Genomic DNA, 13592 nt, shown 5'->3' on the forward strand with positions numbered 1-13592 from the left:
TTGCGGGTGTGAAGCGGCCCGGGCACACCTAGTCTTAGGGGGGAACAACGAACGGGGCGCATCGATTATGGCGATTCATGCCAGCATTCACCATCTGACCCATTACACCTATGACCGGCCTGTCACCTTAGGCCCCCAGCTGATCCGTCTGCGGCCTGCGCCCCATTCGCGCACGCGCGTTATCTCGCATTCGCTCAAGGTCTCGCCCGGCGGGCATTTCGTGAACCATCAGCAAGATCCCTACGGCAACTGGCTGGCGCGTTTTGTCTTTCCCGAACCTGTGCGCGAGTTCAAGATCGAGGTCGATCTGACGGCCGATATGACAGTCTACAATCCGTTTGATTTCTTTGTCGAGGAATCGGCCGAGCATTGGCCGTTCGAGTATCCCGAAGAGCTGCGCGATGATCTGTCGATCTATCGCACCCCCGAACCCGAAGGCCCGCTGCTGGCGCAATTCGTGGGCGCGATTGATTTTCAGGAAAACCGCACGGTTGATTTCCTGATCGCGCTGAATGCGCGGATTTCGCAGGTCGTGGGCTATACGATCCGGATGGAGGCGGGCGTGCAGACGCCGGACGAGACGCTGGCCAGCAAGATGGGGTCTTGTCGTGATAGCTCGTGGTTGCTGGTGCAAACCCTGCGTCATCTGGGCTTTGCGGCGCGGTTTGTCTCGGGCTATCTCATTCAGCTTAAACCCGATCTTGAGGCGCTTGATGGCCCTTCGGGGACCGATCACGACTTCACCGATCTGCACGCGTGGTGTGAGGTATTCTTGCCCGGTGCCGGCTGGATCGGGCTGGACCCGACCTCGGGGCTGCTGACGGGCGAATCCCATATTCCGCTGGCCGCAACGCCGCATTATCGCAATGCTGCGCCAATCTCGGGCGGCTATGCTGCCAATGGCACCCCCGAGGTGAGTTTCGATTTCGACATGTCGGTCACCCGCGTGGCCGAGCATCCCCGCATCACCAAGCCGTTTTCTGATGACTCCTGGGCGCGGCTCAACGCACTCGGGCGCAAGGTCGATGAAAGTCTCGCGCAAGGCGATGTGCGCCTGACGATGGGCGGCGAGCCGACCTTTGTTTCCATCGACGATTTCGAAAGCGACGAGTGGAACACCGCTGCTGTTGGCCCGCAAAAACGCGAACTCGCCGATACGCTGATCCGCAAGCTGCGCGACCGTTTCGCGCCGGGCGGTTTTCTGCATTACGGGCAGGGCAAATGGTATCCCGGCGAAAGCCTGCCGCGCTGGACGTTTTCGTTGTATTGGCGCCGCGATGGCAAACCGGTCTGGCGCGATGAATCGCTGATCGCCTATGAGGGCGATGACACTGGCGCAGGGCCGGAACAGGCGGGCACCTTGATGCGCGGTATTGCGCAGCGCTTGGGGCTGGAGCCGGAAAACGCCCAGCCCGCATTCGAGGACCCCGCCGAATGGATGCTCAAAGAGGGCAACCTGCCGGAAAATGTCACCCCCGAAGACAGCAAGCTGAAAAACCCCGAGGATCGCGCCCGTTTCGCGCGGGTGTTTGAACGCGGCCTGGACAAGCCGACGGGTTTCGTTTTGCCGATCCAGCGCTGGCAATCCAAGGCAATGCCGGGGCATCGCTGGCGCTCGGAAAAGTGGAAAACGCGGCGCGGCAAACTGTATTTGGTGCCCGGCGATAGCCCGGCGGGCTTTCGTCTGCCCTTGGGCGCGTTGCCCCATGTGCCGCCCAGCCAATACCCCTATCACTACGTCACCGACACCTCGCTGCCCAAAGACGAGCTGCCCGATTTCCACGAGCAGGTGGAACGTGCGGTGGCCGACGGTTTGGTGGCTGAGGTCAGTAAAGAGCGCACCCAACCTGTGTCCGAGGCACAATCGTCGGACGCGGCACAACAGATTGTCGAGCAGGAATTGGGCGCGATTGATGGCGTCGTGCGCACAGCTATTTCGGTCGAACCCCGCGATGGTCGGCTGTGTGTGTTCATGCCCCCAACCGAGGATCTTGAGGATTACCTTGAACTGATCGCCGCTGCCGAGGAAAGCGCCAAGGAGATGGGGCTGCCGATCCATATCGAGGGCTATGCTCCGCCCTCGGACCCGCGCCTGAACGTGATCCGCGTCGCCCCTGATCCGGGTGTGATTGAGGTCAACATTCACCCCGCCCATAGCTGGGAAGAATGTGTCGCCACCACCGAGGCGATCTATGAAGAGGCCCGCCAGTCGCGTCTGGGCGCGGATAAATTCATGATCGACGGGCGTCACACCGGCACCGGCGGGGGCAACCATGTGGTCGTTGGCGGGGAGACCCTGCTTGACAGCCCGTTCCTGCGTCGGCCCGATTTGCTGAAATCGCTGATTCTGACATGGCAGCGCCACCCCAGCCTGAGCTATCTATTCTCGGGGCTGTTTATCGGCCCGACGTCTCAGGCCCCGCGCATCGACGAGGCGCGCCATGACACGTTGTATGAGCTGGAAATCGCGCTGAGCCAGATCAACGCGCCATCTGAGGGTGCCGTGCCGCCGGCGTGGCTGGTGGATCGGTTGTTGCGCAATATGCTCACCGATGTGACGGGCAACACGCACCGCGCCGAGATTTGCATCGACAAGCTGTTCTCGCCCGACGGGCCAACAGGGCGCTTGGGTCTGGTCGAGTTTCGCGGCTTTGAGATGCCGCCAGATCCGCGCATGTCTTTGGCCCAGCAATTGCTGCTGCGCGCCATCATCGCACGCTGCTGGAACGCGCCGATCTCGGGTAAGCCAGTGCGTTGGGGAACGGTGCTGCATGACCGTTTCATGCTGCCGCATTTCCTGTGGGAAGACCTGCTTGATCTGCTGGGCGACCTGCGCGAGCATGGCTTTGACCTTGATCCGCAATGGTTTGAGGCGCAGGCCGAGTTCCGCTTTCCATTCTGTGGCCAGATCGAGGCTGAAGGCGTACATCTGGAAATCCGCCAAGCGTTGGAGCCGTGGCATGTGCTGGGCGAAACCGGCGCGATTGGCGGCACGGTGCGCTATACCGACAGCTCGGTCGAGCGGCTTCAGGTCACGATGACCTCGCTGCATCAGGATCGCTACAAGATCATGTGCAACCAGCGTCCGGTGCCTCTGGCCAAGACGGCGACGTCGGGCAAATCGGTGGGCGGTGTGCGCTACAAGGCGTGGCAACCCGCCGAGGCGCTGCACCCGACCTTGCCGGTCAACGCGCCGCTGACATTCGATATCTATGACGAGTGGACGGGCAGGGCGATTGCGGGCTGTGTCTATCATGTCGCCCACCCCGGCGGGCGCAGCTATGACACCTTCCCGATCAATAACAACGAGGCCGAGGCACGACGACTGGCGCGCTTTGAACCCCATGGCTACACGCCCGGCGATTACCGGCCCGCGCCCGAACAAACGCATCCGGAGTTTCCCCATACGCTTGACCTGCGCCGCCCCATCGGGCTGAGTTGATCGGGTAAATCTCGGAGACCCGATGGAGCAAGCCAACCGCCAGATCGACCGCCACCCGCTTTTGGCGCGCTACCGGCCTGCGCCGGGCGTCTCCGATGAGCTGTTTGACAGATCGGGGGCGATGCGCCCGGTCTGGCAGCCGTTTGTCGAGACGTTTCTGCAACTGTCGCCCGAGGAAATCGCGCAACGGTTTGAACGCGGCGATCAATATCTGCGCGATGCAGGCGTGTATTATCGCCGCTACTCCAACGATCCGCTGACCGAACGCGAATGGCCGCTCAGCCATATTCCGGTGATTTTGCACGAAACCGAGTGGGACCGGATTTGCGATGGTCTGGCCCAGCGCGCCGATCTGCTGGAATCGGTAATGGCTGATCTGTATGGCCCCGCTCGACTGGTCTCAGACGGGCATCTGCCGCCCGAACTGATCGCGGGCAATCAACATTGGTTGCGCCCGATGGTCGGTGTGCCTCCGCGCGGCGGGCATTACCTGCACTTCTTGGCGTTCGAGATCGGGCGCTCGCCGGACGGGTCGTGGTTTGTGCTGGGGGATCGCGCGCAGGCGCCCTCGGGGTCGGGTTTCGCGCTGGAAAACCGCATGGCGACGGGGCGGATTTTCCCCGAAAGTTTCCCGCGCGATTACATTCACAAACTGGCGGCGTTTTTTGGAGATTTTCGCACCGCGCTGGAAGATCTGGCCGCGCAAGGCCATGAGGGCACGCGACGGGCCGCGATCCTGACGCCCGGCCCGGCCAATGACAGCTATTACGAGCACACCTATATCGCGCGCTATCTTGGCCTGCCGCTGCTGGAGGGTGAGGACCTGCTGGTCGAGAACGGCCAAGCGATGGTGCGCACGATCGAGGGGCCAAAGCCGCTGGGTGCGCTGTGGCGGCGCATGGATGCAGGCTTTGCCGATCCGCTGGAGTTTCGCCCCGAAAGCCACATCGGCACGCCCGGTCTGATGGAGGCTGTGCGGCTGGGCAATTTGGCGATGGCCAATGCGCTTGGCGCGGGGGTGCTGGAAACCCGCGCTTTGATGGCGTTCTTGCCCAAAATCTCGCGCGTTCTGACGGGCCAGCCCCTTGCGATGAGCAATATTGCGACGTGGTGGTGTGGCAGCGCGAGCGAGCGCGAACATGTGCGCAAGAACGCTGCCAGTATGATGATCGGTCCCGCGATGGCGGTCGATCTGCCGTTCGATCTGGACGCAACGACAGCCCTTGGCGGCGAGTTTCGCGCTCCCGCGCAGGACTCGATTGCGCAATGGCTGGAAGGCGAGGGCGCGCAGCTCGTGGGGCAAGAGGCGGTGACGCTATCGACCACTCCGGCATGGCGCGACACGCCTGAGGGGGGGGCGGTGCAGCCCTGTCCGATGACGGTGCGGGTCTTTGCGGGGCGCACTGCGGATGGCTGGCATTTCATGAAGGGCGGTTACGCGCGCATCGGCCCCGAGGGTGACACGACTGCGCTGTCGATGCAGCGCGGCGGGGCGGTGGCCGATGTCTGGATCGTCTCAGACCGCCCGGTGCCGCCAATCACACTGGCAAGCCCGCCCGGAGCCGAGTTTCGCCGTGAAAAGACCGGCATCCTGCCCGCGCGCGCGGCGGATAATCTGTTCTGGCTGGGGCGCTATATCGAGCGCTGCGAAGATGCGATCCGGCTGATCCGCGCCTATCATCTGCGTCTTGCGGCAACGGGCAGCGCCAATGATCCGCGTCTTGAGCGCATGGCAGAGTTCCTGAAATCGAGCGGCGTTGATGTCACCGATCCGATCCCCGAGGCGCTGATTGCGCGCCTTGATGCGGCGCAGTTTTGCGCCTCGAAAGTCCGGGACCGCTTTTCCACTGATGGCTGGCTCGCGCTTAAAGATCTGGCCAAGACCGCGCGCCAGATGACGCAAACCGCGCGTGCGGGCGATGATACCGCGCGCGCGATGGGGGTGTTGTTGCGCAAGATCACCGGCTTTACCGGCCTCGTGCATGAAAACATGTATCGCTTTGCGGGCTGGCGGTTCCTGTCGATCGGGCGGGCGCTGGAGCGTGCGGATGCGATGGCGGCCTTGCTGATACAGTTCACCGATGAGGATGCGCCCGAAGGCTCGCTCGATCTGGCTGTGGAGGTGGGCGATAGCGTGATCACCCATCAGCGCCGCTACCGCGTGCGCACCAATCGCGACACGGTGGTGGATCTGCTGGTTCTGGATGCCGATAACCCGCGCGCAATCATCTTTATGATCAATGGCTTGAGGGCCATACTTGATGAGCTTCCCAAGGCGCAGGTCGATGGCAGGCCGGGACCGATCTTGCGTGCGCTTATGCCGCTGCGCACGGACTTGTCCGTGGCAGAACCCAGCGAGATTACGATCAAATACCTGTCAGAGTTACGCGGGCGGTTGTATCAGGTCTCTAATCTGATTGCAGATCAATATCTGAGGTAGATGAATGCGTTACGAGGTGAAGTTAAAGCTAACCTATGCCTATGATGCGCCCTCGGATCATGCGCGCAATCTGTTGCGTTTGGTGCCCTGTGATATTTCCGGGGTGCAGCTTGTGCGCTCTCGGCTGTTGCAGTTTGATCCGCCCCCGTCCGAGCGCCATGACAGCCGCGATTTCTTTGGCAATGTCCTGACCTCGGTGGCGTGGCATCGCCCCTTGGCGGAAATCGGCGTCATGCTGACTGCGCAGATTGATCGCGACGCGGCATCGGCCAGTTTCGATCTGTCAGGGCCGCTTACGGGCTTGGCGGATGAGATCGCGCAGCAACGCGATCTTGGCCCTGCCAACCCGCATCATTTTCTGGGCGCGTCGCGCCGGGCTGGGCCGGACCCTGCGATGACGGATTTCGCGCGCGCGCAGGTGCAGCCGGGCATGACAACGTATCAGGTAATCACCGCGATCGGGCGCGCGCTGTTTGGCGAGATGCGCTTTGACGCCGCGGCGACCGATGTGGATACCCCCGCCGCCGAGGCCTTTTCCAATCGCCACGGTGTCTGTCAGGATTTCACCCATATCATGATTTCCTGCCTGCGCGGGATCGGGGTGCCTGCGGGCTATGTGTCGGGATTTTTGCGCACCTATCCGCCCCCCGGTCAGCCCCGTCTTGAAGGCGCAGACGCGATGCATGCCTGGGTGCGTGCTTGGGCGGGCGTCGATATGGGCTGGGTCGAGTTCGACCCCACCAACAACCAGCCAGCGGGCGAGGATTACATCACTGTCGGTTACGGGCGCGATTACGATGATGTGCCGCCGTTGCGCGGGGCGATGCGCGGCGCGGGCGGGCAGCAAAGCGCGCAGGCGGTGGATGTGCTTGCGTTGGAGTAGGGCCTCGGGGCCTTGTGACAGGCGACGTGACGGCATTTGTTGACCAACCAATCAAATGGCGTTTTACTCTCTCACCAGTTCGTGTCGAGATTTGACCGCACAAGATGGCGAGTCGGCACAACCCAAGACAACCAACAGGAAGGACTCATAATGAAAATCCGTTCAATGCTTCTGGCATGTTCCGCAGCTGTCATGATGACGGCAGGCGCGGCCGGGGCCAAAACGCTGGTTTATTGCTCCGAGGCGTCGCCCGAGGGGTTTGATCCCGCGCCCTACACCTCTGGCACAACCTTTGATGCATCCTCGCATCCTGTCTATGACCAACTGGTCGAGTTCAAACCCGGCACCACCGAGATTGAACCGGGCCTTGCCGAGACATGGGACATTTCCGATGACGGCCTGACCTACACGTTCCACCTGCGTCCGGGCGTGAAATTCCACTCAGTCGAGGGCTTTACGCCCACGCGCGATTTCAACGCCGATGACGTGGTGTTCTCGTTTGACCGTCAGGGCAATCCCGACAACCCGTATTTCCAATACGCGCCCGGCATCTCGTATGAATATTACAACGCGATGGACATGCCCAAGATCGTGAAGTCGATTGAAAAAGTCGATGACATGACCGTCAAGTTCACCCTGACCGAGCCGAACGCGCCGTTCCTTGCCAATATGGCGATGGATTTCGCCTCGATCATGTCCAAGGAATATGCCGACAAGCTGGTAGCTGAAGACAAGAAGGCCGAGATCAACAACGTGCCTGTCGGCACCGGCCCGTTCGAATTCGTCGCCTATCAGAAAGACGCCGTGATCCGCTACAAAGCGAATCCGGACTATTTCAAAGGCAAGACGCCGGTTGACGATCTGATCTTTGCGATCACGCCTGATGCGGCTGTACGCGTGCAAAAGCTGCAAGCGGGCGAGTGCCAGATCATGCCCTATCCGGCCCCCGCTGACATTGCGGCGCTGAAAGGCGATGCCAACCTCAAGGTCGAGGAACAGCCCGGTCTGAACGTGGCCTACCTCGCCTATAACACCACGCAAGCGCCGTTCGACAAGCCCGAGGTCCGCAAGGCCCTCAATATGTCGATCAACAAGCAGGCGATCATCGACGCGGTGTTCCAAGGTGCGGGCCAGGTTGCGAAAAACCCGATTCCGCCGACCATGTGGTCCTATAACAAGGACATCAAGGACGACGCCTATGATCCTGAAGCGGCTAAGAAAATGCTCGCCGATGCAGGTGTCAAAGACCTTGAGATGAACATCTGGGCAATGCCCGTGCAGCGGCCTTACATGCCCAACGCACGCCGCACCGCCGAGCTGATGCAATCGGACCTCGCCAAAGTCGGCGTCAAGGTGAACATCGTGTCCTATGAATGGGGCGAATACCTTAGCAAATCCAAAGACCCGAACCATGACGGCGCGGTGATCTTGGGCTGGACCGGCGACAATGGCGATCCCGACAACTTCCTTGGCGTGTTGCTGAGCTGTGCGGGTGCCGAAAGCGGCGCAAACCGTTCCTTCTGGTGTGACAAGGATTTCGACGGCCTAATCAACAAGGCCAAGCAAACCTCGGATATGGCCGAACGCACCAAGCTGTATGAGCAGGCGCAAGTCGTGTTCAAAGAGCAGGCACCGTGGGACACGATCGCACATTCGACCGTGTTCATGCCGATGTCGAACAAAGTCAGCGGTTATGTGATGAGCCCGCTGGGTGGTCATGACTTCTATGGGGTGGACATCTCGGAGTAATCCTGAGCCACTGAGATACCCTTTAGGGGCGCCCGGTTGATCCGGGCGCCCTGATAATTTAGCAGGCTGTCATGATCAGATTTATTTTCGGCAAGATTCTCTGGCTGATCCCGACCTTGATCGGCATCACCATTGTCGCGTTCGGCTTCGTGCGGGTGCTGCCCGGTGATCCGGTGCTTCTTATGGCGGGCGAGCGCGGGCTGAGCCCGGAACGCTACGCCGAACTGACCCATCAGCTTGGCTATGACCGCCCGATCTGGGTGCAATATGGCGAGTTCGTCTGGCGCGTTTTGCATGGCGATCTGGGCGATAGTCTGGTCACGCACCGCCCCGTGTTGCACGAATTCCTGACGCTGTTTCCGGCCACGCTAGAGCTGGGGATCACCGCGATGCTGATTGCAATCGTGATTGGCGTGCCGGTCGGCGTGATCGCGGCGATCAAGCGCGGCTCGTGGTTTGATCAGGTGTCGATGACGACGGCGCTGGTGGGCTATTCGATGCCGATCTTCTGGTGGGGCCTGCTGCTGATTATCCTGTTTTCCGGCGTGCTGCACTGGACCCCGGTTTCGGGGCGCATTTCGCTGATGTATTACTTCCCCAATGGCACAAATTTCATGATCTGGGATGCGATTGCCTCGGGGCAGAAGGGCGCGCTGACCTCTGCGCTTAGCCATCTCGTGCTGCCTGCCGTCGTGCTGGCGACCATTCCGCTGGCGGTGATTGCGCGCCAGACGCGCTCGGCGATGCTGGAAGTGCTGGGCGAGGATTACGTACGCACTGCGCGCGCCAAGGGCATGCCGCCACGCCGCGTGATCGGTATTCACGCGCTGCGCAATGCGATGATCCCGGTGATCACGACGATTGGTCTGCAAGTGGGCATGTTGATGGCGGGCGCAATCCTGACCGAGACGATCTTTAGCTGGCCGGGGATTGGCAAGTGGATGGTCGATTCAATCTCGCGGCGCGACTACCCCTCGGTGCAGGGCGGGTTGCTGATGATCGCGGTGATCGTGATGGTCGTGAACCTGATCGTGGACCTGCTTTACGGTCTTATCAATCCTCGTATCCGGCATAGGTGACATGATGGCTGACACAACACTCACGCCGGGAACCCGTCGCGCCCAATTGGCCGAATTCTGGTTTTACTTCAGCGAAAACCGCGGCGCTGTCATAGCACTGGTGGTCTTTGTGCTGGTCCTATTGGCCGCAATCGCCGCACCGATCCTGGCCGCGCATGGCCCCGATGTGCAATTTCGCGACGCCCTTTTGGCCAAGCCGATGACCGACACGGCGCACGGCCATTTCTGGCTGGGCACTGATGCAGTAGGGCGCGATATCCTGTCGCGGCTGCTGTTCGGTGCGCGCTACTCGCTATTCGTGGGCTTTTTCGTCGTCGTTCTGGCGCTGTCGGTCGGGGTGATCCTTGGCTTGCTGGCGGGCTGGTTTGGTGGCTGGGTCGATACCGTGATCATGCGGGTGATGGATGTCATTCTGGCCTTCCCATCGCTGCTGCTGGCGCTGGTCTTTGTCGCGGTTCTTGGCCCCGGTTTGATCAATGCGATGATCGCGATTGCGGTCGTGTATCAGCCCCATTTTGCGCGCCTCACTCGCGCCGCGGTGATGGGCGAGAAGAACAAGGATTACGTCATGGCCGCGCAGGTCGCAGGGGCGGGCAATATGCGGCTGATGTTCATCACCGTGCTGCCCAACTGTCTGGCGCCGCTGATCGTTCAAGGCACGATGAGCTTTTCCAATGCGATCCTCGACGTCGCAGCCCTTGGGTTTCTCGGCATGGGCGCGCAGCCCCCGACACCGGAATGGGGTACGATGCTATCAGAGGCGCGCGAGTTCATTTTGCGCGCGTGGTGGGTTGTGACGTTCCCCGGTCTTGCGATCCTGATCACGGTGCTGGCGATCAACCTGATGGGTGATGGTTTGCGTGATGCGCTCGATCCCAAATTGAAGCGGAGCTAAGCCCATGTCCTTGCTGAAAATCCGCAATCTCACCGTTGAGTTCGACACCGCCGCAGGACCGTTCCGCGCCGTGGATTCCATTGATGTTGAGGTCAGCCAGCGCGAGGTTCTCGCCATTGTGGGCGAGTCCGGCTCGGGCAAATCGGTGTCGATGCTGGCGGTGATGGGGCTGTTGCCCGACCCCGCCACGATCACCGCCGATGTGATGGAATATGACGGACGTGACATGCTGAAAATGTCCGACCGTGAACGGCGCAAGATCATCGGGCGCGAAATCTCGATGATCTTTCAGGAACCAATTTCCTCGCTCAACCCGTCTTTCACCTGCGGCTATCAGGTTGAGGAAGTGCTGCATCGCCATCTTGGTCTGAAAGGCGCGGCGGCGCATCAGCGCGCGCTGGAGCTGTTTGAACAGGTCGGCATTCCCGAACCCGAGCGGCGTCTGAAATCCTATCCCCATCAGCTATCTGGCGGGCAATGTCAGCGCGTGATGATCGCGATGGCAATTGCGTGCAAACCCAAGCTGTTGATCGCAGATGAACCCACCACCGCGCTTGACGTGACGATCCAGAAACAGATCCTTGATCTGCTGATGAGCTTGCAGGAAGAATACGGCATGGGCCTGATCATGATCACCCATGACATGGGCGTTGTGGCCGAAACGGCAGACCGCGTAAGTGTGCAATATCAGGGCAAAAAGATGGAAGAGGCCGATGTGTTGAGCCTGTTTGAAAACCCCAAACACCCCTACACGCGCGCGCTGCTGGCCGCCTTACCCGAAAACGCGACCGGAGACAGATTGCTGACCGTCAGCGATGGTTGGGAGGGCATGGTATGAGCGTGATCCTAGAGGTGCGCGACGTGACGCGCGACTACACGGCTTCGGGCGGGTTCATGCGGCCCAATCGCATCATTCGGGCGCTGCATGGCATCTCGTTCGCGCTGGAGCAGGGAACAACGTTGGCGATTGTCGGTGAGTCGGGCTGTGGCAAATCTACGCTCGCGCGGATCCTGACGTTGATTGATCCGGCCAATTCCGGCGAGTTGCTGATCGAGGGCGAGCGCATCGACATCACCAAGCAAAAGGTCACGCCCGCGCTGCGCGCCAAAGTGCAGATCGTGTTTCAAAACCCGTATTCCTCGCTCAACCCGCGGCAAAAGGTGGGCGAGGTGCTGACCGAGCCGTTGATCATCAACACCAACATGCCTGCCGCTGAGCGGCGCGAACGTGCTGAGTCGATGTTGGAAAAAGTCGGGCTCGAGAGGAGTCATTACAACCGCTATCCGCACATGTTTTCGGGTGGTCAGCGCCAGCGCATTGCGATTGCGCGCGCCTTGATGCTGAACCCGAAAGTGCTGATTCTGGACGAACCCGTCTCGGCGCTGGATCTGTCGATTCAGGCGCAGGTTTTAAACCTTCTCAAGGACTTGCAGGACGAGTTTAAGCTAACCTACGCCTTTATCAGCCACGATCTGTCGGTGGTGCGCTATTTCGCTGATGAGGTGATGGTGATGAAGGATGGCGAGGTCGTGGAACACGCGCCGCGCGATGCAATTTTCGCCAATCCGCAGCACGAATACACCCGCACGCTGCTGGCCGCGACACCGATTGCCGATATCGAGAAAATCCGCGCCCGGCAGGAACGCCGCAAGGCGCTGTTCGAGGCTGCGCTTTAGGGCTTGGGGCCGTCGCGCTATTTGATGCCCGCCGCTTTGGATTGGTCCCAAAGCGCGTCCATCTCGGCCAGATCGCTGTCTTTCGGGGCTTTGCCGCGGGCTTGAAGTTCATTCTCTATATAATTGAAACGACGGGTGAATTTGCTATTTGCGGCGCGCAAGGCGGCTTCGGGGTCGAGCCCCAGATGACGGCCCAGATTGACCATCACGAACAGCAAATCGCCATATTCCTCGGCCAGTTCATCCGGCCCCAGCTCGTCGCGCGCCTCTTCCAATTCGCGCGCTTCCTCGACAATCTTGTCAAGCACCTGATCGGTTGAGGGCCAGTCAAACCCGACCCGCGCGGCGCGGTTTTGCAGCTTTATGGCGCGGCTCAGCGCAGGCAATCCCAGCGCTACGCCATCCAGCACGCCCACACGCTCGGTCTTTCCCAAAGCCGCGCGCTCGGCGGCCTTGATCGCTTCCCAATCTGCGGTTTGCTGTTCGGGCGTTTTATCGCGGCTCTCGTCGCCAAAGACATGGGGATGGCGCGCCACCATCTTGGCGTTGATCGCGCCCAGCACGTCAGAAATGTCGAACTTGCCGCCCTCATCGGCCATCTGCGCGTGATAGACGACCTGCAAGGCAAGATCGCCCAATTCGCCGGGCAATTCCGCCCAAGCCTGCCGCGCGATCGCATCGGCGACCTCGTGGGCCTCTTCGATCGTGTAGGGCGCGATGGTGGTGAAATCCTGCTCGATATCCCAAGGGCAACCGGATTCAGGGTCACGTAGCGCGGCCATGATCGCCACCAGCCGCTCAAATTGGCGCAGATAGCCCCCCGTGGCGTCAAAGATCAGGGCAGGGTCATAGGCGGGCATGGCAGGCGCTCCGGTTCAACTGATATCGGGGCGCATCATCCACGCGCGGCGCGCAAAGTCCACCGCCAGCGCGCGCCGTCACGTCATGGCTGCGTGAACAGGCCCGAAAGGCGCGTGCCATTGCTTGCCAACCCAGAGAGGCGCGGATAGGGTGCGCGCCGACAGGCGGGGCATCAGCCCCCAAGGCCCAAAGACAAAGGACCACAACATGTTCGCAACACCCGCATTCGCTCAAGCTGCTGGCGCATCCGCTAGCCCCGTCGCAGCGCTTGGTCAGTTTCTGCCGCTGATCCTGATTTTCGTGATCGTCTATTTCCTGATGATCCGTCCGCAGCAGAAAAAAGTCAAAGATCACAAAGCGATGGTCGAGGCTCTGCGCCGCGGTGACAAGGTCATCACGCAAGGCGGCATCGTCGGCAAAGTGACCAAAGTGCTTGAAGATGGCGAGCTTAAGGTCGAGATCGCGCAGGGCGTTGAAGTCAACGTGATCAAAAGCACCGTCGTGCAGGTTCTGTCCAAGACCGAACCCGCCGCACCCGCCAAATAATTAGCCAAAGGCCTATCGCC

At 60.8% G+C, this 13592-nt stretch carries 10 protein-coding genes; 9 read left to right on the plus strand and 1 reads right to left on the minus strand.

Translation table 11 applies throughout. The annotated features are described in order from the left end of the window. The first annotated feature begins 67 nt into the window (after nt 1-67). The 8 genes from DT23_RS10445 (at nt 68) to DT23_RS10480 (ending at nt 12165) form a co-directional block, all read left to right on the plus strand. Complete coding sequence (locus DT23_RS10445; RefSeq protein ID WP_038131013.1) at nt 68-3442, plus strand: transglutaminase family protein; 3375 nt, start codon at nt 68-70, stop codon at nt 3440-3442. A 22-nt stretch (nt 3443-3464) separates the two neighbouring features. Then, entirely contained in the window at nt 3465-5882 is a 2418-nt protein-coding gene (locus tag DT23_RS10450; RefSeq protein WP_038131015.1) for a circularly permuted type 2 ATP-grasp protein, read from the plus strand. Nucleotides 5883-5886: 4 nt separating this feature from the next. Next, nucleotides 5887-6765 (plus strand): transglutaminase family protein, encoded by an 879-nt coding sequence (locus DT23_RS10455; RefSeq protein ID WP_038131016.1) that lies wholly within the window; start codon nt 5887-5889, stop codon nt 6763-6765. Between the two features lie 150 nt (nt 6766-6915). Continuing rightward, nucleotides 6916-8514, plus strand: coding sequence for an ABC transporter substrate-binding protein (locus DT23_RS10460; RefSeq protein WP_038131018.1), 1599 nt, complete (start codon nt 6916-6918; stop codon nt 8512-8514). 71 nt (nt 8515-8585) lie between these two features. Continuing rightward, nucleotides 8586-9593: an ABC transporter permease gene (locus DT23_RS10465; protein WP_038131019.1), complete on the plus strand. Its 1008-nt coding sequence runs from the start codon at nt 8586-8588 to the stop codon at nt 9591-9593. A 4-nt stretch (nt 9594-9597) separates the two neighbouring features. Beyond that, nucleotides 9598-10488: an ABC transporter permease subunit gene (locus tag DT23_RS10470; protein ID WP_038131146.1), complete on the plus strand. Its 891-nt coding sequence runs from the start codon at nt 9598-9600 to the stop codon at nt 10486-10488. A 4-nt stretch (nt 10489-10492) separates the two neighbouring features. Then, nucleotides 10493-11326 carry an ABC transporter ATP-binding protein gene (locus DT23_RS10475; RefSeq protein WP_081847093.1) on the plus strand — a complete coding sequence of 278 codons (834 nt, stop codon included), beginning with the start codon at nt 10493-10495 and terminating at the stop codon, nt 11324-11326. Beyond that, a complete protein-coding gene (locus tag DT23_RS10480) occupies nt 11323-12165 on the plus strand; it encodes an ATP-binding cassette domain-containing protein (RefSeq protein WP_038131021.1) in 843 nt (280 codons plus the stop codon). The genes DT23_RS10475 and DT23_RS10480 overlap by 4 nt, the downstream gene beginning before the upstream one ends. Before the next feature lie 17 nt (nt 12166-12182). Here the strand turns inward: DT23_RS10480 and mazG are convergent, their stop codons facing one another. Next, nucleotides 12183-13025, minus strand: coding sequence for a nucleoside triphosphate pyrophosphohydrolase (mazG, locus tag DT23_RS10485; RefSeq protein ID WP_038131022.1), 843 nt, complete (start codon nt 13023-13025; stop codon nt 12183-12185). Between the two features lie 208 nt (nt 13026-13233). Between mazG and yajC the strand changes: the two genes are divergently transcribed. After that, the gene (yajC, locus tag DT23_RS10490; RefSeq protein ID WP_038131023.1) at nt 13234-13572 is read left to right on the plus strand and encodes a preprotein translocase subunit YajC; all 339 of its coding nucleotides are present in this window, start codon (nt 13234-13236) and stop codon (nt 13570-13572) included. Nucleotides 13573-13592: the final 20 nt, after the last annotated feature.

The organism is Thioclava indica (assembly GCF_000714545.1).
Classification (GTDB): Bacteria; Pseudomonadota; Alphaproteobacteria; order Rhodobacterales; family Rhodobacteraceae; genus Thioclava; species Thioclava indica.

Coding starts and splice junctions, on each gene's coding strand:
- DT23_RS10445 (WP_038131013.1), top strand. CDS start 68: ATGGCGATTCATGCCAGCATTCACCATCTGACCCATTACACCTATGAC.
- DT23_RS10450 (WP_038131015.1), top strand. CDS start 3,465: ATGGAGCAAGCCAACCGCCAGATCGACCGCCACCCGCTTTTGGCGCGC.
- DT23_RS10455 (WP_038131016.1), top strand. CDS start 5,887: ATGCGTTACGAGGTGAAGTTAAAGCTAACCTATGCCTATGATGCGCCC.
- DT23_RS10460 (WP_038131018.1), top strand. CDS start 6,916: ATGAAAATCCGTTCAATGCTTCTGGCATGTTCCGCAGCTGTCATGATG.
- DT23_RS10465 (WP_038131019.1), top strand. CDS start 8,586: ATGATCAGATTTATTTTCGGCAAGATTCTCTGGCTGATCCCGACCTTG.
- DT23_RS10470 (WP_038131146.1), top strand. CDS start 9,598: ATGGCTGACACAACACTCACGCCGGGAACCCGTCGCGCCCAATTGGCC.
- DT23_RS10475 (WP_081847093.1), top strand. CDS start 10,493: ATGTCCTTGCTGAAAATCCGCAATCTCACCGTTGAGTTCGACACCGCC.
- DT23_RS10480 (WP_038131021.1), top strand. CDS start 11,323: ATGAGCGTGATCCTAGAGGTGCGCGACGTGACGCGCGACTACACGGCT.
- mazG (WP_038131022.1), bottom strand. CDS start 13,025: ATGCCCGCCTATGACCCTGCCCTGATCTTTGACGCCACGGGGGGCTAT.
- yajC (WP_038131023.1), top strand. CDS start 13,234: ATGTTCGCAACACCCGCATTCGCTCAAGCTGCTGGCGCATCCGCTAGC.